Annotated in this window: 17 protein-coding genes; 7 read left to right on the top strand and 10 right to left on the bottom strand. The window is 49.7% G+C overall.

Features of this window, described 5'->3' with window-relative positions; all coding sequences use genetic code 11:
• Positions 1–2 precede the first annotated feature (2 nt).
• Positions 3–4,160: a hybrid sensor histidine kinase/response regulator transcription factor gene (locus L0Y31_RS15875; RefSeq protein WP_234734064.1), complete on the bottom strand. Its 4,158-nt coding sequence runs from the start codon at positions 4,158–4,160 to the stop codon at positions 3–5.
• Positions 4,161–4,355: 195 nt separating this feature from the next.
• On the opposite strand from L0Y31_RS15875, the gene L0Y31_RS15870 reads away from it, so the two are divergent.
• The 3 genes from L0Y31_RS15870 (at position 4,356) to L0Y31_RS15860 (ending at position 9,025) form a co-directional block, all read left to right on the top strand.
• Positions 4,356–6,737, top strand: coding sequence for a glycosyl hydrolase family 28 protein (locus L0Y31_RS15870; RefSeq protein WP_234734063.1), 2,382 nt, complete (start codon positions 4,356–4,358; stop codon positions 6,735–6,737).
• A gap of 140 nt (positions 6,738–6,877) precedes the next feature.
• Entirely contained in the window at positions 6,878–7,672 is a 795-nt protein-coding gene (locus tag L0Y31_RS15865) for a DUF2334 domain-containing protein (RefSeq protein ID WP_234734062.1), read from the top strand.
• A gap of 3 nt (positions 7,673–7,675) precedes the next feature.
• The gene (locus L0Y31_RS15860; RefSeq protein WP_234734061.1) at positions 7,676–9,025 is read left to right on the top strand and encodes a BNR repeat-containing protein; all 1,350 of its coding nucleotides are present in this window, start codon (positions 7,676–7,678) and stop codon (positions 9,023–9,025) included.
• Between the two features lie 4 nt (positions 9,026–9,029).
• Here L0Y31_RS15860 and L0Y31_RS15855 read toward each other — a convergent pair whose 3' ends face one another.
• The 4 genes from L0Y31_RS15855 to L0Y31_RS15840 form a co-directional block, all read right to left on the bottom strand.
• On the bottom strand, positions 9,030–10,367 hold the full coding sequence (locus tag L0Y31_RS15855; RefSeq protein WP_234734060.1) for a DEAD/DEAH box helicase: 1,338 nt from the start codon (positions 10,365–10,367) through the stop codon (positions 9,030–9,032).
• A gap of 104 nt (positions 10,368–10,471) precedes the next feature.
• The gene (locus L0Y31_RS15850) at positions 10,472–11,044 is read right to left on the bottom strand and encodes an NADPH-dependent FMN reductase (RefSeq protein ID WP_234734059.1); all 573 of its coding nucleotides are present in this window, start codon (positions 11,042–11,044) and stop codon (positions 10,472–10,474) included.
• An 89-nt stretch (positions 11,045–11,133) separates the two neighbouring features.
• Positions 11,134–11,676 carry a YceI family protein gene (locus L0Y31_RS15845; RefSeq protein WP_234734058.1) on the bottom strand — a complete coding sequence of 181 codons (543 nt, stop codon included), beginning with the start codon at positions 11,674–11,676 and terminating at the stop codon, positions 11,134–11,136.
• Between the two features lie 83 nt (positions 11,677–11,759).
• The gene (locus L0Y31_RS15840; protein ID WP_234734057.1) at positions 11,760–12,359 is read right to left on the bottom strand and encodes a TetR/AcrR family transcriptional regulator; all 600 of its coding nucleotides are present in this window, start codon (positions 12,357–12,359) and stop codon (positions 11,760–11,762) included.
• Between the two features lie 137 nt (positions 12,360–12,496).
• On the opposite strand from L0Y31_RS15840, the gene L0Y31_RS15835 reads away from it, so the two are divergent.
• Positions 12,497–13,615 (top strand): glycoside hydrolase family 43 protein, encoded by a 1,119-nt coding sequence (locus tag L0Y31_RS15835; RefSeq protein WP_234734056.1) that lies wholly within the window; start codon positions 12,497–12,499, stop codon positions 13,613–13,615.
• Positions 13,616–13,688: 73 nt separating this feature from the next.
• Here the strand turns inward: L0Y31_RS15835 and L0Y31_RS15830 are convergent, their stop codons facing one another.
• Positions 13,689–14,900, bottom strand: coding sequence for a pyridoxal phosphate-dependent aminotransferase (locus tag L0Y31_RS15830; RefSeq protein ID WP_234734055.1), 1,212 nt, complete (start codon positions 14,898–14,900; stop codon positions 13,689–13,691).
• A gap of 316 nt (positions 14,901–15,216) precedes the next feature.
• Here L0Y31_RS15830 and L0Y31_RS15825 point away from each other — a divergent pair, with 316 nt between their 5' ends.
• The 3 genes from L0Y31_RS15825 to L0Y31_RS15815 all read left to right on the top strand — a co-directional run bounded on the left by L0Y31_RS15825 (position 15,217) and on the right by L0Y31_RS15815 (position 19,860).
• Complete coding sequence (locus tag L0Y31_RS15825) at positions 15,217–18,378, top strand: ligand-binding sensor domain-containing protein (protein ID WP_234734054.1); 3,162 nt, start codon at positions 15,217–15,219, stop codon at positions 18,376–18,378.
• Positions 18,379–18,485: 107 nt separating this feature from the next.
• Positions 18,486–19,136, top strand: coding sequence for a response regulator transcription factor (locus tag L0Y31_RS15820; protein WP_234734053.1), 651 nt, complete (start codon positions 18,486–18,488; stop codon positions 19,134–19,136).
• Between the two features lie 301 nt (positions 19,137–19,437).
• Positions 19,438–19,860 carry a hypothetical protein gene (locus tag L0Y31_RS15815; RefSeq protein WP_234734052.1) on the top strand — a complete coding sequence of 141 codons (423 nt, stop codon included), beginning with the start codon at positions 19,438–19,440 and terminating at the stop codon, positions 19,858–19,860.
• Between the two features lie 60 nt (positions 19,861–19,920).
• Here the strand turns inward: L0Y31_RS15815 and L0Y31_RS15810 are convergent, their stop codons facing one another.
• Genes L0Y31_RS15810 through nirB form a run of 4 tightly spaced genes read right to left on the bottom strand, consistent with a single transcriptional unit; the run spans position 19,921 to position 25,025 of the window.
• Positions 19,921–20,601 (bottom strand): response regulator transcription factor, encoded by a 681-nt coding sequence (locus L0Y31_RS15810; RefSeq protein ID WP_234734051.1) that lies wholly within the window; start codon positions 20,599–20,601, stop codon positions 19,921–19,923.
• A 5-nt stretch (positions 20,602–20,606) separates the two neighbouring features.
• Entirely contained in the window at positions 20,607–22,067 is a 1,461-nt protein-coding gene (locus L0Y31_RS15805) for an ATP-binding protein (protein ID WP_234734050.1), read from the bottom strand.
• An 8-nt stretch (positions 22,068–22,075) separates the two neighbouring features.
• Complete coding sequence (gene nirD / locus L0Y31_RS15800) at positions 22,076–22,432, bottom strand: nitrite reductase small subunit NirD (RefSeq protein ID WP_234734049.1); 357 nt, start codon at positions 22,430–22,432, stop codon at positions 22,076–22,078.
• A 58-nt stretch (positions 22,433–22,490) separates the two neighbouring features.
• Positions 22,491–25,025 (bottom strand): nitrite reductase large subunit NirB, encoded by a 2,535-nt coding sequence (gene nirB / locus L0Y31_RS15795; protein WP_234734048.1) that lies wholly within the window; start codon positions 25,023–25,025, stop codon positions 22,491–22,493.
• Positions 25,026–25,113: the final 88 nt, after the last annotated feature.

The following is a 25,113-nucleotide window of genomic DNA, read 5'->3' as shown; positions in this document are numbered from 1 at the left end:
GCCTAGCTTACTTTAACCTGCCGTTTTTCGGCTACGTAGGCGGAGGGCAGCGTATCGAACTCCTGCTTGAAATATTTAGTAAAATACTTCGGATTGTTGAATCCAACCTGATACGCAATTTCCGCGACCGTTAATTGGCTTTTCTCCAAAAGCTTGGCCGCTCTTTGCAACCGAATGGTACGAATAAACTCAATGGGCGTTCGGTTAGTGAGTGCCAGTAATTTTTTGTACAAATGTACCCGGCTCATGCCCAATTCCCGGCTGAGTTCTTCCACCGAAAAATCAGGATTGGCCATGTTTTTTTCCACGACTTCGAGGGCGCGCTGAATCAGCTTTTCGTCCAGCGACGTAATTTCAATTTCGCTGGGACTAACCTCAATGTGCTTTTGCACGGATTTCTCCATCAGGTGACGCTGCGAAATCAGGTTTTTTATTCGAACCTGTAGAATTTCAAAATTAAAAGGCTTCGTGATGTAGTCGTTGGCTCCAGTTTCCAACCCTTCCAGTTTTTGCGCTTCGGCACTGCGGGCAGTCAGCAGCAGAACCGGGGTGTGGGAGGTGCGCTTATCAGCGCGGACCTTGCGGCAAAGCGAAATTCCATCCATTTCTGGCATCATCACATCACTCACAATCAGATCAGGTGTATGTGTCAAAATCTGGTGCCAGCCATCTTTACCGTTTGCTGCTTCCAGAATTGTGTATTGACTCCGAAGGTTATCTTTCAGGTAAAAACGGAAATCTTCATTATCATCAATGAGCAGAACAACCGGCTTTTTCGGGCCGTTTTTGCCGGTGTCGGCCATCGGTTCGGCCTTGTTTTCTGTTTTACCCGCAATCGCTTCGACAACGGGCGGGTGAATTACCGGATACGCCACCTCCCGCTGGATGGGCAGCCTGACGGTAAAGGCACTGCCGTGATTGGGTTCGGAATCAACGTAGATTTGCCCGCCGTGGAGCCGAACGAATTCCTTGGTGATCGCCAGCCCAATGCCGCTCCCCTGATTGACAATGGTGCCGGGAATGTCATGTTGGAAAAACCGCTCAAAAATCTTTTCCTGCTTATCGCTGGGAATACCAATTCCGGAATCCTGCACCGCAATTTCGAGCCAGTGTTGCGCGTCGTCGGGCTGTTGCTCCAGCAAATTAATTTTGAGGATAACCCGCCCGTGTTCAGGAGTAAATTTAAAGGCATTTGAAAGCAGATTGAACAAGATCCGCTCCATTTTGTCGGTGTCAAAGTAAATTTCCAGATCATCGACATTCGTCTGGAAGCTAAAAAGAATGTTCTTCTTTTCGGATAAATCGGAGAACGTATAGAAAATCTCCCGGCAAAAAGCGACCAGATCGTTATGGGTCGGGTAAAGCTTTAGTTCCTGCACTTCCAACCGCCGAAAATCCAGCAGTTGATTGACAAAATTGAGCAACCGTTTGGCATTTCGCTGGATAAGCTGAAAATGGCGAGCCTGTTCCGGGTCAGTCGTTTCCTTCACTAACCGGTCCAACGGATTAAGAATCAGGGTAAGCGGTGTACGAAATTCGTGGCTGACATTGGTGAAAAACTTGATCTTCATCATATCCAGTTCGTGCATCCGCTTGGCTTCCTGGCGCTCCTGCTCCATCCGAAAATTCAAGCGTGCTCGTTCCAGGATGATCCAGCGAGCCAGCAATAGAGCGCCGATAATGAGCAGCGCATAAAGCACAAAGGCGATGTTGCTGCGCCAGAATGGTGGCAGGACGGTAATCTTTAATTTCGTTCCTTCCGTGTTCCAGTAACCGTCGTTGTTGGATGCCCGAACCCGAAACGTGTAGGTGCCCGGATCGAGGTTAGTGAACGTGGCTTTGCGCATTTTAGAACTCACCGTTAACCACTCATCATGGAATCCCTCCAGCTTGTATTGGTAGGTGTTTTTTTCGGGATGCAGGAAGTTTAACGCCGCAAATTCAAGGGAAAAAACGTTTTGATTCGGTGTAAGCGTCAGTTCTTGCGTCTCGCTGATCGAGCGGTTGAGAAGGATTTTGCCGTCTAAAACGTCGCCCGGACGAATGCTGCGTTCAAGAACCTGGAAGTCAGTCAGGACAATCTTGGGGGCTTGGAGGTTCGTGCCCAAACGCGCCGGATCAAAAATGGTAAAACCATTCAAACTACCAAAAACCAACTCTCCCTGCCGGGTTTTGTAGGCCGCGTACTTGTTAAAGGATTTGGCCGGGAGTCCATCCAGTTCGTCGTAATTGCGGAAGGTAAATTGATAATCGCCCGTTTGGCTGTTCTTGGTAATTATCAAATTAGACAAGCCGTTGGGCGTTCCCATCCACAGATTATGGTCATTATCCTCAACAATGCTTTGAACGGTGTGGTCGGGCAAACCATCTTCTTTGCGAAAAGTGCGAAACGTATCCGTGCGTTTGTCATACAGATTAAGACCTTCGGAAGTGCCGATCCAGATCCAGCCCCGGTGATCTTCGCATAGGGCAATGATGTCGTTGTTACTCAGGCCTTTATTTTTGGGAGTATCGGCTGAATAATACCGGGTTTGCCCTGTTTTCTGATTCCAGACATCTATGCCGGAGTCGTGTCCGATCCAGAGATTACCACTTTTATCTTCCAGTAAAGTCAGGATATAATCGGAATGAATGCTGGGGAGCGAGCCGGGACGATGGTGTTTAAACTGACCCGTGGCGCGGTCCAACTGGTCAAGGCCGCCGCCGAGCGTGCCTACCCATAAATTCTGGCGGGAATCTTCCAGTAAGTCCCAGACGTTATCGTGAACCAGACTCGTTGGGTTGGCTGAATTAGCGCGGTAACGGACAAATTTACCTTTTTCCCAACGGTTCAGTCCCCCGAAGTAAGTGCCAATCCAAAGCCGTTGTGCACGATCCAGACACAAACTGACGATGACATCATTGCTCAAACTGTTCGGGTCGCCTGGTCGATTTCGGTAAGTCGTAAAATGTTCCTGTTTCCGGTCGTAGTAAATCAGACCACCCCCGTTGGTTCCCAGCCATAAATTGCCTTTTTGGTCTTCTACAAATCGGTTTATGTCATCGAAGCTGAGGCTGGGTGTAGAAGGACTCTGGCGGCGGTAGGCCGGGAAACGGAAGCTATTTTCGTGGTAGAAACTAACTCCTTTTTTGAACGTGCCCGCCCAGATTATGCCCGTGTCGTCCCGGTAAAGTGCATAAATGGTATTCTCAATAACGCTCCGATCTTCATTTTCATCATGAACGAGATAGCGAACCGAAAAATCCTTTTTATTAAGTACGTTGATGCCCCCGTGATCAGTGCCGAGCCAGATGAACCCACGCGAATCCTGCACAATGTTGCGCACCAGATTGGAATTGAGTTTGCCCCGTTGCGCGTCTTTGTGAACGTGATGCAGCAAACCCGTTTTAGGGTTCAGATAAAAGGCGCCGGCCGTGCCTCGGCTCTCCGAGATCCACACGTCATTATCCTGATCAACAAAAAGTTGAAAGTTTGAGCTTCGTTCGGTACAGGAGGCATGAATTTGAGTATTTCGGTAAACAACGCGTTTGGTAGATCCGTCAATTTTTTCGAGCAGGCCCGTTTGGTGCGCCACCCAGATGGCGCCCTGTCGATCAAAATTAATGTCTGTTATGTCGTTGGCGCGCAGTGAACTGGAATCCTGGGCATGGTGACTTAACCGACCGACTTGCCGATTGGGAGCGTGGTAGATATAAAGTCCATTGGTGGCGTGCAAAAACCAGAAAGCACCTTTGGGGTCTTTCTTAACGGATCTGATCCGGGCGTCCGGAAGGCCCAGCCTCCGGGCAAAGCGGTCGGCGTTACGAATAAACCGCTCCGTGGATGGGTCATAAATATTAATTCCTTTCCGGGTAAAAACCCACAAAAATCCCCCGGGTCCTTCGTCAATCCGCTCAATGTAACTATCAATCAGTGACGTAGTATCGCGAATGTCGTGGTGAAAAACCTTGCAGGTATAGCCATCGTACCGGTTTAGGCCGGATAGGGTGCCAAACCAGATAAACCCCTGCTGATCCTTTAAAATGCTATTAATCTGGTTGTTGGAAAGATTTTGATTACTGCCTAAATGGCTAAATGAATAGGACCGTGGTTGAGCCGCTAGGAAACCTGCCAGGAACAGGTTGACTAGAAGGCAAAGGCAAGCTAACCTTACGAACATAAGTACGGAAACAGACAAATTAAATGGATTGCTTCGGCAAAGCATACCGGTGGGTTTAGGCAGGATTGCTAAAGTTGATCAATATAAGCCTTTTTGAGAACGTTCCCGATAACGTTTGCGTAAAAAAAGTGAAAGCTTACCTCAATAAAGTACTGGGCTATGCGGATATTTACTCATTGACAAACCTTTATCCGAATGATATTATTGAACAAAAGGCCCTGGAAAAAGCGCTTGCTGCAAAACGCCTGGATTGTAGCCACATTTTGGTTATTAGCAAGTTTTCGCCTGGGCAACGATACGCCTCGCATTTTCCTGATTGGCGATTCAACCATGTCGGTCAAATCGCCGGACAATGCACCGGAAACGGGCTGGGGAATGGCCTTCGCGGAGTATATCGACCAGGGCCGGGCTCAGGTGCAGAATCATGCCATGAACGGGCGGAGTACGAAAAGCTTTCGGACCGAGGGACGCTGGGCAAAAGTCGTTGAACAACTGAAACCGAACGATTGGGTACTGATTCAGTTTGCACATAACGACCAGAAAATCAAAGATTCAACGCGCTACGCTGCGCCCCAAACCGATTACCGGAAAAACCTGATTCGCTACGTTGAAGAAACCCGCCAGAAAGGAGCCAATCCAATCTTGATTACGCCGGTGGAACGGCGAAAATTCGATGAAAAAGGGCAATTTGTGGACCAGCACGGGGAATACCCCGCCGTGGTCAAAGCCGTAGCGCGGGAATTAAAAGTACCTTTGATTGATCTACAGACTAAAAGTAATCAGGCGATTCTTCAGCACGGAGTCGAAGGGTCGAAAGCCTTGTTTATGCACTTTACTGGTGGTTTTTACCCGAAATCACCAAACGGTAAAATTGACGATACGCATTTCTCGAAATACGGCGCGGAGGTGATGGCTAGTCTGGTTGCGGAAGAAATTCAAGCCCAGAAGCTGCCAATAGGGCAATTTTTTAAACCGTTCGGGACAACCGATAAATACGTCTACGAACTGCCGCATGTATTGCAGCCGGTTTTCCGGAAAGATACCTTCAATGTCCTGAAATACGGCGCAAAGTCGGACGGCCAATCATTAAACAATCAGGCTATTAATCGGGCTATCGATGCCTGCAACCAGGCGGGTGGGGGTACGGTCTTAATTCCAAAAGGCTTCTGGCTAACGGGACCTATCGTTTTGAAAAGCAATGTAAATCTTCATTTAATGGAGGGCGCCTTGCTTCAGTTCAGCAGCAACCGCAACGACTATCCGCTGGTCGAAACGAACTGGGAAGGTCAGGACGCTATTCGGTGCCAGGCACCCATTTCGGCCCTAAAAGCGCAAAATATCGCCATCACAGGCAAAGGCGTTGTGGACGGAGCCGGACAGGTGTGGCGGCAGGTGAAAAAGGAAAAGCTTACCGAGTCGCAGTGGAAAAAACTGATTGCTTCGGGCGGCGTAGTTGATCCGAACGGCAATGCGTGGTATCCATCAGAACAGTCGATGAAGGGCAACAAAACGGCCAAAGTAGGCCTAATCAAAGCCGGTTATACCTTACAAAATTCGCAGGAGTGGCGGGACTACCTGCGGCCCAATCTGGTTGTTTTGAACGGCTGTAAGCAGGTCTTGCTGGAAGGCGTAACGTTTCAGAACTCACCCGCCTGGTGTTTGCATCCGCTCCTGACAGACCACATTACATTGCGGAATGTAACCGTTCGGAATCCGTGGTTCGCGCAGAACGGCGATGGGCTAGACCTGGAATCCTGCCGCTACGGCCTGATCGAAAACTGTAGCTTTGACGTAGGCGACGACGGCATTTGCATTAAATCGGGCCGGGATGAAGAAGGGCGCAAGCGTGGCGTGCCAACCGAAAATGTGATCGTGCAAAATTGTACCGTATTTCACGGGCATGGGGGCTTTGTGATCGGGAGCGAAATGTCGGGCGGAGTAAAAAATTTATTTGTCACCAACTGTAATTTTCTGGGTACCGACGTTGGTCTGCGCTTCAAAACGGCGCGGGGCCGGGGCGGGGTGGTTGAAAACATCTATGTTTCGGACATCAACATGACCAACATTCCCGGCGAGGCGATTTTGTTTGACATGTACTACATGGCCAAAGATCCGGTGCCGCAGGCGGGGGCTAAAAACGAACTGCCCGAAATGAAAGCCGAACCGCTGAATGAAGGAACGCCCCAGTTTAAAAATTTCTACATTCGGAATGTGGTGTGTCAGGGCGCAGAAACGGGAATTCTGATTCGTGGTTTACCCGAAATGAGCATTAAAAATATTCAGATTGAGAACGCTGTTCTGGAAAGCAACAAAGGGCTGGTGTGTATTGAAGCCGAAAATATTCAGCTGAAAAACGTAACGCTTCGGACGCGGGATAAGCTGCCGATGCAGGTTCAGAACAGCAAAAATGTAACACTGGACAACATTCATTACGACGTAGCGAATACCGATGTGGTGCTGAAACTGAGCGGCAACCGGACGCAGAACGTACGGCTGTTGAATACGGATACGTCTAAAGCACGCAAAGACGTGGAGCTCAGCGCCGAGGTTTCGCCAAAAGTGTTGAGTAAAAAATAGGCCATAAATAGGTTACAGAAAGCCCGATTCAACAAAGAATCGGGCTTTCTGCGTTTTGAGGCAGAAAGAAAAACTTGATGATGGGTACAGGAGAAATAGCGTAGAATTGGCTTCTAGGGAAATAATCGCCTTCCTTTCCCGTGAAAAAAATCCTGAGTTACCTACTACTGATCGGTCTTTTGCCCGTATTTCTCCAATGTACCCGAACGGCGAAAAAGTCGGTTGCCAACCGGGGTACCAAACAGGTTATTATACTCAAGGCCGACGACCTGATCTTTGGGGACAGTGCCCACGTTTTTCCGGAGCGGTGGCAAAAATACCTGGACTATATCCGGCAAAAAGAGGTCAAATCCAGCGTGGGCATTATTTTAAACTCATTGGATAAAGGAACGCCAGCCTACGCCCGAGAGGTAAAGGCGTTGCAGGTTCGCGATGGTATTGAATTGTGGAACCACGGCTATACGCACCAAATGAACGGGACGGACGCGAACGGGACCAAGTTTCACGAATTCTGGAATACGTCCCTGGAGCATCAAATTACGCAGTTGCGACGCAGCCAGGCGGTGGCGCGCGAAAAGTTAGGGCTAACGCTGCATACCTTCGGGGCGGCTGGAAACGCTCAGGACAGCAATACCGTGAAGGCACTGGCTCAATTTCCCGACCTGAAAGTCTGGCTGCGGGGCGATACGACATCGAACAAATTTATCCTGAAAAAACAATCCGGCGACCTGGTGGAGTTTCCAGTGCATAATCCTGATTACCAGCAGTTTATTGCCCATTATGACCCGACCAAGGCTTATTTGTTGCTCCAATACCATCCGATGAGCTGGGACGAACGGCGCTTTGGCGAATTCACTAAAATCATCGATTACCTATTGACAAAAAACGTGGTCTTCATGACACCGTATGCGTATTATCAGTCGCTAAATCCTTAATCCATGAAGACCTTTCAGAAAGCTGCTTTTGCCTTCCTGCTTACGCTGCTTGTCAGTGGTTTTTCCGGCTATCAGGTGGGGGATCCAACTGAACCGACAGTGCTTGAACAGCTAGATATTGCCCCGGTCTGGGCGGGCCATCCGGTCGGTTTTGCCTTGCTGACCAGCGCCCCGCACCAATACGTTGCTTATTATGATGCCGATCGGCAAATGACGGTGGCTCACCGCCAATTGGGTCAGAAAAAGTGGGACTACCAAAAGTTGCCAACGCGGGTTGGTTGGGATAGTCACAATTACATCGCGATGGCGCTGGATAAGGCCGGGCACCTTCACCTGTCGGGGAACATGCACAGCGATAGTCTCAAGTATTTTTATGCAACCAAACCGCACGACATCCATTCCATCCGCCGAATGCCGTCGATGACGGGTAAGGCGGAAGCCAAAACAACGTATCCAGAGTTTTTTACGGCTCCTTCGGGCGATCTGGTTTTTGCGTATCGGGATGGCTCGAGCGGGTCGGGGAATCAGATTTATAACACGTATGATATTAAGCAGAAAAGCTGGCGGAGGCTCTTGGATACGCCATTTACCGACGGCGAAGGCTTGATGAACGCCTACCTGCGCGGCCCAATGGTCGGACCGGATGGGTTTTACCACATCGTTTGGGTTTGGCGGGATACGCCCGATGCTTCTACCAATCATGACCTGTGTTATGCCCGCAGCAAAGATCTACTGCATTGGGAGAAAAGTGACGGATCACCGTTGCGTTTGCCGATAAAGCTGGCTTCGGCGGAAATCGTTGATCCGGTGCCCGCCAAAGGAGGTATCATCAACGGCAACACGGTATTGGGATTCGATGCGCAGAAACGGCCGGTGATTACCTACCACAAATACGATCAGCAGGGAAATATTCAGATTTACAACGCCCGGCGGGAAGCAAGTGGTTGGAAAATCAAGCAGGCCACCGACTGGACCCATCGCTGGGAGTTCGGCGGCGGCGGCACCATTGAGTTTGAGGTGGGCGTGCACCCCGTTCAGGTGGGTAAGTCAGGTGACTTAACGATGGCGTATCGGAGCAAAGGGGCCGGAAATGGCTTGCTGGTACTGGACCCTGTTCAGTTGAAAGTCACCGAAAAAAGGCCGTATCCAGCCCTGGTTCCGACCCGTTTGCAAAACCCGGAATCGTCATTTCCGGGAATGCAGGTTAGCTTTCGGGAAGATGGCGGGAAATCACCGGTTAAGGGTACGCACTACGTACTTCGGTGGGAAACGCTGGGCCGCAACCGCGACCGACCCCGCCAGGGGCCTTTGCCGGAGGCTAGTTCGCTGCGGTTGTATCAGATTCGGGAATAATAGACTAATCGCCTTTTTTCTTGCCGCTGCGTTTGATGGGGCGACCGTATTTAAGTCTTTTTTCGGCGGCATAATCCCGGCGAACATTCACCTTTTTGTTTTTATCCGCTTTCTCATGAAACGCCCCGCCGCCTTCCTCCGGTTTTGGACGTTTAACAACAATGGATTTCATGTTAATCTTGGGTTCCTCATCGGGGGTAAGCCGATCCGAAATGACAAGATCATCGGGGAGGGGCAGCATTGGAATGGTGTAATTCATCAACGCTTCGATGGCCGCCTGCTGTTCTTTTTCCCGCTCCGAAATAAACGCAATGGCAATTCCCTTCTTATCTGCTCGGCCTGTGCGACCAATGCGGTGAATGTAGCTTTCGGGGGTTTCTGGTAGGTCAAAGTTAATGACGTGCGACACTTCCGCCACATCCAGACCACGCGCAATAATGTCGGTGGCAATCAAAAGCCGATACTGGCCATCCTGAAAACTATTGACCGAATTAAATCGGAAATTCTGGGATTTATTGGAGTGAATAACGCCTACCTGATCCGGGAATTTTGGACTTAGCTGCTCAAACAGATCATCGGCCAATTGCTTGGTCGCTACGAAAACCAAAACTTTACTTAGATCAGCGGACGATTTCAGCAAAAGCTCCAGCAAAGCTACTTTGGTGTAAAAGTTGGGAACGGCATACGCCGTCTGCTGAATATTTTCCAGCGGCGTGCCAGTAGGGGCTGCCTCGATGCGCAACGGAGTTGTAAAGTAACTGGCAATCAGCTTTTCCACGTCATCCGTGAGGGTAGCCGAAAAAAGCAGGTTCTGCCTTTTTTCGGGCAGGGCATCCAGGATGTTTTTCAACTGGGTGCGAAACCCCAGATTCAGCATCTCATCTACTTCATCGATGACGAGCCGCTTGATCGACTTGGGTTTGACAACGCCGCTCGCCAGTACATCAACCAGTCGTCCGGGTGTGGCAACCAATACGTCAGCACCTTTAGCCACTTCGGCCAGTTGCGGTTTAAGGTTGACACCTCCGTATACACCCACAACCAGCAAATTCATGTAAGCAGCCAGCTTTTGAGCAGCTTCCACCACCTGCACGACCAATTCCCGCGTTGGAACCAGAATAAGAAGCTGTGGCTGGTGGTCTTTCGAAAACTGGAATTGCCGCAGGCAGGGAAGCAAGTAAGCAAACGTTTTTCCCGTTCCCGTCTGGGCAATTCCGCACACATCCTGACCAGACATGACAACCGGAAAAGCCTTTTGCTGAATGGTTGTTGGCGTGGTAAAGCCCAGGTCGGTTAAAGCAGCCAGCAGCGGCTTATTCAGGTTTAATTCGTCAAAAGTCATCACTTAGGTAGTTATTCGAAAGACAAAGTTCGCTTTATTCCTGACCAAGTGGAAAGTTTTTTCCGTTTTATTACCTGGCTCGCTCCCGGAACGCGCAAACTGATTTAGAGTTTATTTTCCTTGATCAGCTTGAGCCCTTTGGTCCAGCGCAGCAATTCGTTTAGCATAGCCGTGGCCGAACGCTGAACGGATTCGTCGGCCACGAATTCGTCCTGATCGTTGATATTCTTGGTAAAAAATGGAAGATGAACCATTTCGGCTATCGGCACCATCTTGAAAGTAGGGATATAGCCTTTGAGGCTGCTGGCCGCGCGGGTTCCTCCCGAAAGACCCCCGTAACTAACAATACCGGCTGCTTTGTAGCCCCATTCCTGCACCAGGTATTCCAGGGCGTTGTGCAAGGGTGCCGGGAAATTGTGATTGTATTCGCCCACTACGAAAACAAACGCGTCGGCCTCGTCAATGGTAGCGCTCCATTGCTTGGTGTGTTCGTGTTCATACTGCTGGAGGCGTGGATGCGCTGCTTCGTTCATGAAAGGCAGGTTGATTTCGGCCAAATCCAGGACGTCAACGTCAAAACCGCCGTGTTCGCGGGCAGCATCAGCAATCCATGAGGTAATAATTGGCCCTTTACGGCCGGAACGAACGGTCGAAGAAATGATCTTCAGCTTATACATGGTTTTTAAGTCAGGTTTGTGCAGTAAAAATTCAGGTCTTTCTGGAAAACTAGCTGATGAGGCAATGGGTTTTCCAGAAAGACCATCTATTACGCCTGTTGCGCTAATTGAATGTTCGCAATCAGCTTGATGTCTTCGCCCAGCGCCAGGCCACCCTTTTCGGTTAGTGCGTTGTAAGTTAGGCCGAACGCTTTGCGGTTAACAATGCCCGTTACCTCAAAACCAATTTTTTTATTCCCGTAATTATCCTTGGCCGATCCGCCGTATTCGGCGTTGATTGTTATTTCTTTCGTAACGCCTTTCATCGTCAGGTTACCCACCAACTTATACAAGTCGCCTTTCACTTTCGTGAACGAAGTCGATTCAAAGGTAATGCTGGGGTATTGCTCGGCATCGAAGAAGTCGGCAGCTTTCAAGTGCGCATCCCGGCCTTCCTGGTTGGTGTCAATGCTGTTGACATCCATGGAAAAGTGAATCTCTGCGCCTTCAAAATCATCACCCTGCGTTGTAACGCCACCCTGAAATTTTTTAAAAGAACCTGTTACCGTGGAAATAACGAGGTGTTTCACCTTAAACTGAACTTCAGAGTGGAGTGGGTCTACTGCCCATTGGGTTGCTGTTGTAGTTGTCATGTTTCTAGTATTTATGCAATGAAAGTTGGGTAAATTAATACACTGATATAAAAAATAACACTGTTAGGTATTGGGTAAAAAAATTAGTCTAAAGTTTTTATAAAGCCAGCCACCGCATCTTGCAAAACAAGCCGGTTCCAATCCGAAGGAGTGGCATTTCGGTCAATCATTTGAATGGAAACTAAACCGTGTAAGATTGACCAAAACGTATGAAACTTCAGCATATGGTCCGTATGGGGTTGTTGGCTACCCGCAAGGGCTTTCTGGATCACCGTGATCAATACGTCGGAAAATAGCTGCATTTCAGGGACTTGCCTTACTGTATCGCAGGCTGGTATTCCCAGGCCGAACATCAACTGGTAATACTCTTTGTGAGTAAACGCGAAGTGCCAGTACGCCTCAGCCATGGCCTGCAATTGTTGGTTAGGCTGGTCGTGCTTTTCTTTCGCCTGTTGAATCTCACGCGCCAAAAGTCGAAAGCCTTCTTTGGTAAATTCCAGCAGAATAGCTTCCTTGTTTTGAAAATGAGCGTAAATCACCGGAACACTGTATTCAATGGCATCCGCAATCTTGCGAATAGAAAGGGCCTGCCAGCCTTCCTGCTCGACTAGTTGCCAAGCCGCTTGAAGGATACTGGTTCTTACCTCTTCTTTTTGCCGTTGTCTGCGTTCGACGATGCCCATTAGAAAGCGTGTTACCTTTTATAACGGTGTTAACTTAGGGAGTAAAAAGAAAGTTTCCGTCCTAAAAAAAATAGTTCAGAAATCTTCACTTTGCTGATATATTGCAATAAAATAGGCATATGTTTAAACAAGTCTGGATGAAAAATTACGCAGGATTTAAAGTATCTGCCCTTCTCCTGGGGCTATCGGGGGTATTTTGGGGCGCTTGTCAGAGTGACAAGTCTAAGAAAGAGGCCACTACGGCTGAAGCGGATAAAAGCGACTCCACAACGCAGCAATTTTTGTCAAAGCCGCTGATCTCCGATATTTATACGGCCGACCCTTCGGCCCATTTGTTTAACGGGAAGATCTATATTTATCCATCGCACGATATCGACGCTGGCGTGCCGGAAGGAGATGACGGTGCCCATTTCGCCATGAAGGATTACCACATTCTGTCCATGGATAACGTCGATGGAAAAGTAACCGATCACGGAGTGGCGTTAGACATCAAGGATATTCCGTGGGCGGGCCGGCAACTCTGGGCTCCGGATGCGGCTTACAAAAACGGGACATATTATCTGTATTTTCCGGTAAAAGACAAGCAGGATGTATTCCGTATTGGAGTGGCAACGAGCAAATCGCCAACCGGACCGTTTAAGGCTGAAGCCAAGCCCATTGAAGGAAGTTATAGTATTGATCCGGCGGTATTTACGGATACAGACGGGAGCTCATACATGTACTTTGGTGGTATCTGGGGCGGTCAGCTTCAGCGCTGGCATACCGGGAAATACGAAGCCAATGGCTCAAAAACCGATCTGGAAAAAGACAAAGAACCTGCTCTAAGCGCCAAAGTAGTGAGGATGAGCAAAGACATGCTTCGTTTCGACGAACCCGTGAAAGACGTAAAAATCCTGGACAAAGAAGGCAAGCCCCTGCTGGGAGGTGACCACGACCGGCGGTTCTTCGAGGGAGCCTGGATGCACAAATACAACGGGAAATACTATTTCTCGTACTCGACGGGTGATACACATTACCTGGCGTATGCAATCGGGGATTCGCCGTACGGACCTTTTACATACGAGGGCGTGATTATGAATCCGGTACAGGGCTGGACAACGCACCATTCCATTGTAGAGGTTGGGGGTAAATGGTATATTTTCTACCATGACACCGAGTTATCCAACAAAACGCATCTGCGGAATGTGAAAGTCACTGAACTGAAACGCCGACCCGATGGCACGATTGAAACCATCGAACCCATGAAAAAAGGCTAAAACGAAATGCCAACGAAGCCGCCAAGACTCAACTTGGCGGCTTCGTTATTTAATATTATGCAAAACCCAAAGACTATTTTCGGCGACTTTCCAGAAACGTTTCGATGCGGTCGAGGGCAATATTTAATTCATCAACCGAGGGAAGGCAGACAATGCGGAAGTGATCGTTGTACAAATAGTTAAACCCAGTGCCCGCCACAACCAAAACCTTCTGCTCATCCAGCAAATCAAACACAAACTGTTCGTCACTTTCCAGATGAAACTGCGAAAGATCAATGCGAGGGAATAAATAAAGAGCGCCCTGTGGCTTAACGCAGCTAATACCCGGAATGGCCGTCATCCGTTCGTAGGCCAGGTGAATCTGCTTGTACAGTCGCCCAGCCGGAAGCACCAGATCCTTAATGCTCTGATAACCACCCAAAGCAGTCTGGATGGCATATTGGGTCGGAACGTTTGCGCATAAACGCATGGAAGCCAGCAGCGTTAGCCCTTCAATGTAGGATTTGGCCCGTTGTTTGGCCCCGCTCAGAATAAGCCACCCACCCCGGAACCCCGCCGCCCGGTAGTTCTTCGAAAGGCCACCCATCGAAATACAAAGCGTATCGTGAACCATCGTAGCCAGCGGATGATGAACCGACCCGTTGTACAAAATTCTATCGTAAATTTCGTCCGAGAAAATAATCAGTTGGTGTCGTTCGGCGATTTCAGCGATCTTTTGCAACACCGCCTTGTCATACACCGCCCCGGTTGGATTATTCGGATTAATAACCACAATTGCTCGGGTTCGGCTGGTAATTTTGCTCTCCAAGTCAACCAGATCCGGGTTCCAGTCGGCGGCTTCATCGCAGAGGTAATGCACTGGTTTTCCCCCACTCAGCGCTACCGAAGTTGTCCAGAGCGGATAATCAGGCGATGGGACCAACACCTCGTCGCCCTCGTTAATGAGCGCCTGCATCGATAGGAGAATCAGTTCGCTAACGCCATTGCCAATGAAAATATCGTTGATCGCCACGTCCTTGATGCCCAGGTTCTGGGTGTAGTGCATAACGGCCTTCCGGGCGGCAAACAAACCCCGCGAGTCGGAATAGCCCTGGGCGTTGCGGATGTTCAGAATAATGTCGTGCACAATCTCGTCGGGTGCGTCGAAACCAAAAGGAGCGGGGTTGCCAATATTCAGCGAAATGATTTTATACCCCTGACTTTCAAGCTCCAGGGCTTTTTCATAAACAGGCCCACGGATTTCGTAACGAAGGTTATTGAGGCGATTGGATTTTAAGAACGTCATAGTGGAATACCTTGGCGGCAAAAGTGGGGCAAAGGTACTAAAATTGTATAGAACAGCCTCTTTTTTGCAGGGTAGGTGGCTGGTTATTCGAGGATTAATCGGGGGTAATAAACAAAAAAATAGCCCTGTTCAGTGCAAGGCTACTTTTCCCGGTTTTCTTAATCCAAAACACGTTCCCTAAGCCGTTGAAGAGCCTTTAGAAAACGTCCTACAAAAATAGGGATAATTCTTTTTCTCGAATTCCTGCAAATTGGGGGATTTATTGGCTCATTTTACTACACTATCTTTGTAGGAGAGGGGATTTTTCTCACCCAACATGAAGAACTGGCTATTACTTGCGGGATTTTGGCTCTTCCTGGCGCTCCCCATCCGGGCACAGAATGGTAATGTATTTCTGGATCAAATTGCGGTGGAGCACGGACTTTCGCAAAGCCAGGTGCAATGCATTCTCAAAGATGCGCGGGGCTATATGTGGTTCGGAACCCAATATGGCCTCAATCGCTACGACGGCTATCAACTAATCCATTACAAGCACGATCCTTTTGACAAGACAACCCTGGCAGGGGACGATATTCGGGTTCTCCGGGCGGACAAAAAAGGGTACATCTGGATTGGAACAACCAATGGGTTGTGTCGATTTGATCCGGTAAGCAACCGATTTATGCGGCTGGAAAAGCTGATTCCGCGTCAGGTTAATTTTGCTTCTCTATTTATCTACGATTTACAAATCGATCATTTTGGGGCTATTTGGCTGGCCACCAACCAGGGACTAAAACGACTCATTACCACGCCCCAGGGTAACTACCAGGTAGTTGAATATCCCATTGCCGTTACAGAGCGAGGCCTGGAACCAAGTGTACAGGCGCTACTGCCCGACCGCTGGGGGGCGCTTTGGATTGGAACCGAGCAGGGCTTAACCCGATTACAAATCACCGCCCCCAGTGAAAAGAGCAGAAAAAAAACGTCGATTGGGTACTTAGCGGAGGAGGGAAAGTGGCAACTTCCTAATAAAGGGGTTCGTTCGTTGGTTTTTGATGCGTATGGGATGCTTTGGGTAGGCACGCAGAAAGGAGCGGCTCGTCTGGACCCCCGTACGGGCCGATCATTGGCGATTCCGGCAGTTACTGAAAAGATCGGAATGGAAATGATAACGTCATTGCTAATGGACCACACCCAAACCCTCTGGATTGGCACCTACGGCAAGGGCATCGCCCGCTTTGCTTTACCAGATCACCAGCGCGTTGACTTTCTAAATGCCATTCAGCAGGATGTATTTAGTAAGGCGGCCCTGAAATCAGGGTCCATTGAGTGTTTGTATGAAGGGTCCGATCCGGCTGAAGATCTGGTATGGATTGGAACGTACGATGCGGGAGTGCAGACATTCAGTCGGTCAAAAAACACGTTTCGGCAGTGGAAAACGCTCACTAGCCGCGAGCAGGCGTCGACAGCCGCTATGGTTTTTTCGATTTGCACGGATCGGTACGGCGACTTGTGGCTGGGAACCTACGAAGGCTTGCAGCGCGTAAATCGGAAAACACACCTCATTCAGCGCTATCTTCACCAGCCAGCCGATGCCCGCAGTTTGAGTGGTGACAAAGTTAATGCCTTGCTGGAAGACCGGAAAGGACAGTTATGGGTAGGGACCTCCGAGGGTTTACAACAGTTCAACCGGGCCTCTAACACCTTTGAAACCGTTTCGCTCCTGGCCGACGAAAAGCCGGGAAGCTCGGTAGGTGTATTGAGTCTGTTCGAAGATAAGGCGGGAAATCTGTGGATTGGCTCGTTTCTCTGCCTTAAAAAACGCGACGCGCGCACGGGGCAGATCACCACGTATCGCTACACCGAAAAAGAGCCGAATAGCTTACGGGCGTACATGGTATCCGATATCGAGGAGGACCGCCAAGGCAACATCTGGATCGGGACCTGGATTGGTCTGAACAAACTGAACCCCCGGACAGGCCACATTACACACTATGAAAACAACCCCGCCAATCCGTCCAGTCTGATCAGTAGCCAGATATTAGGCATTTTACGGGATCAGAAAGACCAGCTTTGGTTTTGCAGCGGGAAAGGACTAAGCAGGCTCGTCAACGAGAACGGGAAAGAGCATTTCGTTCATTATACCGAACGAACCGGCTTGCCCAATAGCATGGTCTACGGAGCATTGGAGGACCGGAAAGGGCAACTCTGGCTGAGTACAAATTTTGGTCTTTCCTGCCTGAACCCAAGCACAGGACAGTTTCAAAACTACGAAGCCAATGACGGCTTAGCCATCAATGAATTTAACATGAATGCCTACCACCAGAGCAAGGATGGTGAGTTGTTCTTTGGTGGTATTGGCTTGGCTATCAGTTTTTTACCCGAAAAATTATTGGAGAACCTGCACCGCCCCCGCATGGTATTGACCTCCTTCAAGAAGTTTGAAAAACCAGTTAATATTGATAGTCTACTGATTGCGGAAGAGAAGATTGTGCTGCAACCCGGCGAAAATTTCTTTTCGTTTGCTTTTGCGGCCCTTGATTTTACCAATCCGGCCAAAAACCAATATGCCTACCAGTTGGAGGGCTTTCACGACAGTTGGATTTCGTCCGGGACGCGGCGGTACGTCAGCTTCACAAACCTCAAACCGGGTGATTACATACTGAAAGTAAAAGGGTCCAATAGCGATGGACATTGGAACGAAGCGGGTATGTTGCGTATACCGATCACCGTCCTGCCGCCTTTCTGGCAAACAGCCTGGTTTATTGCCCTGGTATTGATCGTTGGGATGCTTATTGCTCGGCTGGTGTACAATTACCGGGTTCGGAAAAAAGTAGAACACCTTCTGGATCTGGAGCGCGTAACGCTTGCCGAGAATGAACGGGTGCGTAAAATGGCTGCGCAGGATCTCCACGACGAGTTCGGGAATACCATTACCCGCATTTCGATGCTCACGGAAATCATCAAAGCGCAGTTAAACGGCCACGCTGAAGAAATAAAGCCGCTGCTGGCCAAGATCAGCGACAACAGCAACCGCCTCTACCAGGGCACCCGCGATTTTATCTGGTCGATTGACCCGGAGCACGATAACCTGTACGAGATCGCCATTCGCCTGAAAGATTTTGGGGATGATATTTTCGACAAGACCGGCGTGCTGTTTCGGGCGACGGGCATCACCGACGAACTGCATCAGGCCGTCCTGCCGCTGGGAGCCAGCCGCCATTTGATTTTTCTGTTCAAAGAAGCCATGAGCAATACCTTAAAACATGCTCAGGCCAGTAGCGCAGAAATTCGATTCGGGTACACGGGCAACCGCATTGAAATTATCCTGGAGGATAACGGAATTGGCTTGCCAGAAACTGACACCACGCCGGGAAATGGGTTACTGAATATTCGAAGCCGCGCCAAGCGCATCGGGGGAGATGTTACGTTTCTGACGCATCCGGGCGGAGGGGCCTCCGTCCTTTTTAGAGCCGAAATTCCGGGAATGAGTGCCTGAAGCCGGTTGCTGCCTTCGTTCGTGGGCCTTATGCACCATTGGTGAAAAAAAGAGTCCCGGATTTTGGAAAATAAAGTAGTTTGGCCCGAATTAAACAATAAATACGAATGACCCTATCTCCACCGTCACGAGCAAGCCAAACCATTCGAATTTGCATCGTGGAAGATGATAACCTGATCCGCGACGGTTTTGCCCTGCTCATAAACAGCACTTATGGTTTTAAGATCATAAACACGTATCAACGCTGCGAAGAGGCTTTGAAAAATCTGGACGCCGACGCGCCGGATGTGGTCCTGATGGACATAAATCTGCCGGGAATGAACGGCATTGAAGGCATTCAGCGGATCAAGAAGCTGCGACCCAAGACCAACATCATTGTCGTTACTGCCTATGAAAACGATGAATTGGTATTCAAGGCGTTGTGCGCCGGGGCTGGTGGGTATTTGACTAAAAATATGCAGCCGACCAAGTTGCTGGAAGCCATTCGCGACATTATGGATGGAGGTGCTCCCATGAGTACCAACATTGCCCGGATGGTAGTGGCTTCGTTTCAGAAGAATCGGAATTCGCCGCTGACGGCCCGCGAAACGGAAGTGCTGGAATTACTAGCCAAGGGTAAAAGTTACACCACCATTGCGGATCAGTTGTTTGTCGATAAAGAAACCGTTCGAACGCACATCAAAAATATCTACTGGAAGCTGGAGGTTCATTCGAAGGCCGAAGCCATTGAACGAGCCATCCGGGACAAACTCATCTAGTTTTTAGACCTTCAGGTTGAAGCCAGCTCCTTGAGCTGGCTTTTTTTGCTTCATCCCATAAGCTGGGGGAGCCGGAAGTCGGGCAAGGGAGCCAATGCGTAAAATAAACAGGCTTTCAAGGTTAATTCTGGCTCTGAAAAGGACAGGTAAAGTGGTTATCCGGCTTGCTGACCGTTTATCCTGGAAAATCGAAAGCCAGAAAAATCACCTCTATTGCGGGAAAGAAGGAGTGTTTGGTATACGTACCTTTATTCTGTTAATGCACAGAAAATCAGGTTATTTATTCTTAAACAACAAATGTATGAAGCGTATTAAAATGTTGCTGCTGGGTTGCAGCATGGCCTTGTGTTCCCTAACCGCCTTTGCGGATGATCCAGAAACGGATAAAAAAGCTAATGCCGAATACGTGACACGCACCAAGACAATGACCGTGGCTGCTTATCCCAACCGTGAGCACACGAAAATGCACTTCATCGTTGAGAATCATATTGATGTTCCTTTATACGTGACGTTTCTGGGTAAAAATGATCAGGAGCTTTATTCGCAAAAGGTAGGAAAGCACAAGAAACCAACGCACCAGGTTTTTAATCTTCAGGATCTACCAAACGGAGACTATCAGATTGTGGTCAGTGATGGATACAACAAAGTAATTAAATCCTTCCGGATCGATACCAGAGAGGTCCAGGTGCCCAAAACAACCCGCTGGCTTACCGCCTTAGAGTGAAAGAGAGTACAGGAAAAGAAAGCCGTCGGATGTTTCTGGCGGCTTTTTTGTTAGCTGCGGTTAAGTCCGGGGCTTTTCTTCGAGGGCCATTCGGATAAGCTCGACGGTATTTTTTACGCCGGCCTTGCGGATGATGCTAGCCCGTTGGTTGGCTACGGTATTGGGGCTGATGTCGAAGCGTTTGGCAATTTCAAGGCTGCTCAGGCCATCCGTCAGACACGTCAAAATCTGGGCTTCCCGCGCCGTTATTTTACTCCAGATGGAGGAGGTGGGTCGGGGCTTGTACGTGGTATCGTCCAGTTGAGAAGGGGCCGCATTTGAAAGGACTAAGCTTTTGATAATCAACGAGGCGGCCTGGGGTGGGTAATACAAGTCTCCGTTGACAATCGTGCGAACCGCGCGTAATATTTCTTCCCGATCTGTATCTTTCAGGAGATACCCCGCCGCACCTAATTGAACCGTTTTTAAAATATAGTCGGGATTGTTATGCATGCTGAACATCAGAACCCGAACTTTAGGAAACTGCTGACGCACCGCTTTCAGAACCTCAATACCCGACAGGCGGGGCATCGTAATATCGAGCAGTAAAACATCAGGGCGGAGGGAGGGAATCAGGTCGATGGCATCATCGCCATCAGCAGCCTCGCCGACAATCTCAACATCTGCTTCGTCTTCCAGCAAGGTGCGAATCCCTTTTCTGACCACAGAATGATCGTCGGCAATAAGAATTCGTATTGGCATAATCTTTAAGAACTAGAGGGCAAATTAAGCTGAACAGTAACCTTCGTTCCTTTCTTTAACTTCGACGTGATGGTTAGATCGCCGTTCAGGAAGCGCGCCCGGGTCCGCATGTTTTCAATGCCCTTGATGGCGGCCGGTCGCGTGTCGTCTTTACGCGTTGTTTTTACGACAAAGCCTTTGCCATCATCCTCAATACACAGCAAAACAGTGCGCCCTTGCTGTTTCAGATGCAGCTGAATCGTTTGGGCATTGGCATGTTTGATGGCATTGTTGAGGGCTTCCTGGGCGATTCGGTAAAGACCAATTTCCTGCGCGGGACTCAATCGCTTGTCGTTGGTTAAGCCTTCAAAAATAACGTCGACCCCCGACGAGCGGGCTGTTTGCTCCGCCAAAAGCTGCAAGGTAGCTTCCAATCCAAAATCACCCAAAACCGAAGGCATCAAGTTGTGAGAAATTTGACGAGTCGACTGAATGGTGTCATAAATAAGGTCGCAGAGTTCATGAAAGCGCTGTTTTTGCTTTTCCTCGGCAAATGGTCCCAGCTTTAATTTTTCGGCGTGCAGTTTCAGCCCCGTCAGCATCTGGCCAATGCCGTCGTGGAGTTCCCGGGCAAAGCGTCGGCGTTCTTCTTCCTGGCCTTCCAGCAGGGCGGCAGAACGGATCGTATCTTCGGAAATTTTAAGCTGGTATTTCTCTTCGGTCGCGCGAACAAGTTTCTGTTGGGTGATTTTCAGTTGATGATTAGCCGATGCCAGATCCAGGTTGGCCACTTCGAGGTGTTTGTTGGCCAGTCGCAACGATTCATCGGATTTGGTAAGCTTACGAATGACATCCTTGGTATGGTTGACAACGGGGCGAAACACAAGCAGCGCCTCCAGAATTAGTGTCAGGAGTGTCGCAATGGTTAAAATCCATTCGACGCGTTCAAGCTGGGTAACCCGGTAGAGGCTTTCTTCATCAAATTGGAAAACAATCCTGTTCATCTGATCCAGAAAAGCGGGCTCTTCCTGCAAGATGATTCGGAGTGCGGCCTGTTTCTGATCGAGGGTTGTGGTTGATGAATCGATGACCGCAAAACCTTGATGAATGGACTGAAAGGTAGGCTCAAGCTGCTTGAACATGCCTTCCAATTGCTTACTTTTTCGTACGGAGTAAGCCTTCTCCATTTGGAGCATTCCGTTCCGCAACTGAATATGACTTTGGCTCCAGGTGTGCAGCAGGGAGTCAAAAGGAGCTTTATCGGCGGAGGGAATGCCGGTGATTCGTACCACGGCCAGTTTGGTTAAGCGCTGGCTGAGCATGCGCTGCCGCCCCGCCACGTTAACGACCCGGCTATCGTCGTAATGATTGCTGATTGTGCGTTTAATAAACAGGAGCCCGCTTAAGGTTAACACGGCCAGGACGGTGAGCGCCATCACATAAAATCGTGTTAACCGGCGGGCTACCTGTCGGTCAAGTTCTTCCATTGGTTACTTCATTCTACCCCAATATACACCAATCCTTCCTTTATTTTGACGGGAAAGGTGTTAATTCGGTATCCTTCGTCGTTCAGACAGTGGCCGTTTTGAAGCGAAAATGTTTTCTTGTGGAAAGGACAGGCCACCTTGGGCTCGTCTCCCTGGCTGCCAATCATGCCGCGCGAAAGGACCATTTGCTGGCGGTGCGGACATTCGTTATCGGTGGCATACCACTCGCCTCGCCGGGTGAAATTATAAATGGCAATCTGCTTGCCTTCGATCAGAGCGCAGGCCCCGCCATCTTCAGGAATATCTTCAATCCGACAAGCCAGGTGCCAGGTTATATTTTCTTTATTGAGGGTAATCGCTTCCATGTTGTTGCTGATTTAGAGGGCTCTAAGAAAGGATTAAATGATTGGTTACTAGGGCACGTTATTTCCATTCCTGGGCGCGTTTTTGCTCCCGTAAGTCGGTGAAAACAACATTTGGGTCTTTCTGGGCAGGAGCGTTTACGAAGTGCGTAAAATGACTACTTAGCGTCGGATTTTCGACCACCTCGGTCCATTCGCACTTGAACGTATCGACCAGCAACTGCATTTCCTGTTCCAGATCGGCAGCAATTCCCAGCACATCATCTACCACAACCGCTTTGAGGTAAGTCATTCCGCCTTCCATTTTGGTCAGCCAGGGAGCAGTACGCATGAGGGGCTCGGCGGTTTTGATGTAAAACATCAGGAAGCGGTCGATGTAGCGGATGCATGTTTCTTTGTCCACGTCGGAAGCCAGCAACTGGGCGTGCTGCGGTTTAGAGCCGCCGTTGCCCCCCACGTACAGATTCCAGCCTTTTTCGGTAGCGATAATCCCAAAATCTTTACTCTGGGCTTCGGCGCATTCCCGGATACAACCCGATACGCCCGACTTCATTTTGTGCGGCGACCGCACGCCCTTGTAGCGTTCTTCTATTTCGATGGCGAAGGAAACCGAGTCCTGCACCCCATACCGGCACCAGGTTGACCCGACGCAACTTTTAACTGTCCGAAGGGATTTGCCATACGCATGGCCACTTTCAAAACCCGCGGCAATCAGCTCCGCCCAGATTGTGGGCAAATCGCCGACGTGGGCGCCGAACAAGTCGATGCGCTGGCCGCCCGTAATCTTGGTGTAAAGACCGTATTTCTTGGCCACCTGACCAATCACGATCAGCTTGTCGGGTGTGATTTCGCCGCCGGGAATGCGCGGCACCACGGAGTACGTGCCTCCTTTCTGGATGTTAGCCAGAAAGCGGTCGTTGGAATCCTGAATGGTGGCGCGGCCTTTTTCCAGGATGTTTTCATTCCAAAGGGTGGCCAGAAGCGAAGCGACCAACGGTTTGCAAACCTCGCAGCCATCGCCTTTCCCGAAATGATCCAAAACGGCGTTGTAGGTTTTCAGGCGGTTAATTTTAATCAAATCCAGCAATTCCTGGCGCGTATAGTCGAAGTGTTCACAGAGTGTGTTCCGAACATACAGGCCCTGCTGCTTCATCACGCCCTGAATCAAATCTTTCACCAGCGGCGTGCAGCCCCCGCAACCCGTACAAGCCTTGGTCTTTTTTTTGAGCGCTTCGACTGTATTGTGGCCATTCTCGCTGATTTCGTGGCAAAGCATCGCTTTCGTAATGGCTTCGCAGGAGCAAATCAGGGCATCATCGGGCAGCCCCATAACCCCGGCACCCGCTTCTTCACCACCTCTAGAACCCAGAATCAGGTCTTCAGGATCGGGCGGAAGAACCGTCCTGTTTTTGCAGGTCTGCAACAGCATGTTATACTGTTCCGCATCGCCCACTAAAATACCGCCAACCAGCTCTTTACCGTCGGGCGTAACATTAATTCGTTTATAAATGCCTTTCGCTTTGTTTTCGTAAGAAATGGTACGGTAGGCGGGCTCTTCCGCGAAGGGATCCCCAAAGGAAGCGACGTCTACCCCGATCAATTTCAACTTGGTAGACATGTCGTAAGGCTTGAATTCCTTTTCTTCCCCCATCAGCCGGGAAGCCACCACTTCGGCCATGTCGTAGCCGGGAGCTACCAAACCGTAAATCATCTGGTGCGCCAGTGCGCATTCCCCAATGGCGAAAATGGCCGGATCAGTGGTCTGAAGGAAATTATCGACAACGATGCCACCGCGTGGGTGAGTGGCCAGACCCGCCGCTTTCGCTAGTTCATCCCGAGGCCGAATACCCGCCGAAATAATCAGCATATCCACGTCTAGCGTAGTGCCGTCGGCAAACTGAAGGCCCGTGATGGTGTCATCGCCCGTAATTTGCTGGGTACTTTTAGACAGGTGGATGGTAAGGCCCAGGGCTTCCAGCTTTCGTTGCAGCACCCCAGAGCCTGCCTCGTCGATCTGGCGGGGCATCAGGCGGGGGGCAAACTCGATGACGTGCGCCTCGTTAATTCCCAGGTCGAGCAGGGCTTTGGCCGCTTCCAGGCCGAGTAAGCCGCCGCCCAGCACTGCGCCCCGGGAAGTGGAACCGGTACAGGTCTTTCGCGTGTGCGACTGAATAAGCTCTAAATCCTCAATCGTTCGGTAGACAAACACCCCGTCTTTTTCGACGCCGGCCACCGGCGGGACAAAAGCGCCGGAACCCGTGGCTAGTATTAAATAGTCATAAGGTACTACAATTCCGTGGTGGGACCGAACCAGTTTGCGCTCCCGATCAATGTCAACAACCGGATCGGTTAGGTACAGCTGAATCCCGTTTTCGGCGTACCAGTTTTCGGGTGCCAGTGTAAGGTCATCCGCCGTTTTACCATCAAAATAGGCGCTCAGGTGAACGCGGTCGTAGGCAACACGGGGTTCTTCCCCAAAAACAGTCAGTGAGAACGACTGCTCATTTTTTTGTTTGGCGACTAATTTCTCACAGAATTTGTAGCCTACCATGCCGTTGCCGATAACAACGATCTGCTTGTTTTTGCTCGTGCTCATAGTTAGTAATAACTATAGTAATAAAACAAACCTGTTAAATAATTGACTTATTCCAATTTAACCCCCGTTTTGTGTTGGAATAATATGG

The organism is Tellurirhabdus bombi (assembly GCF_021484805.1).
In the GTDB taxonomy this organism is placed as follows: Bacteria; Bacteroidota; Bacteroidia; order Cytophagales; family Spirosomataceae; genus Tellurirhabdus; species Tellurirhabdus bombi.
The sequence above is the reverse complement of the archived record's forward strand: the minus strand, read 5'-3'. Positions and strand labels throughout refer to the sequence as shown.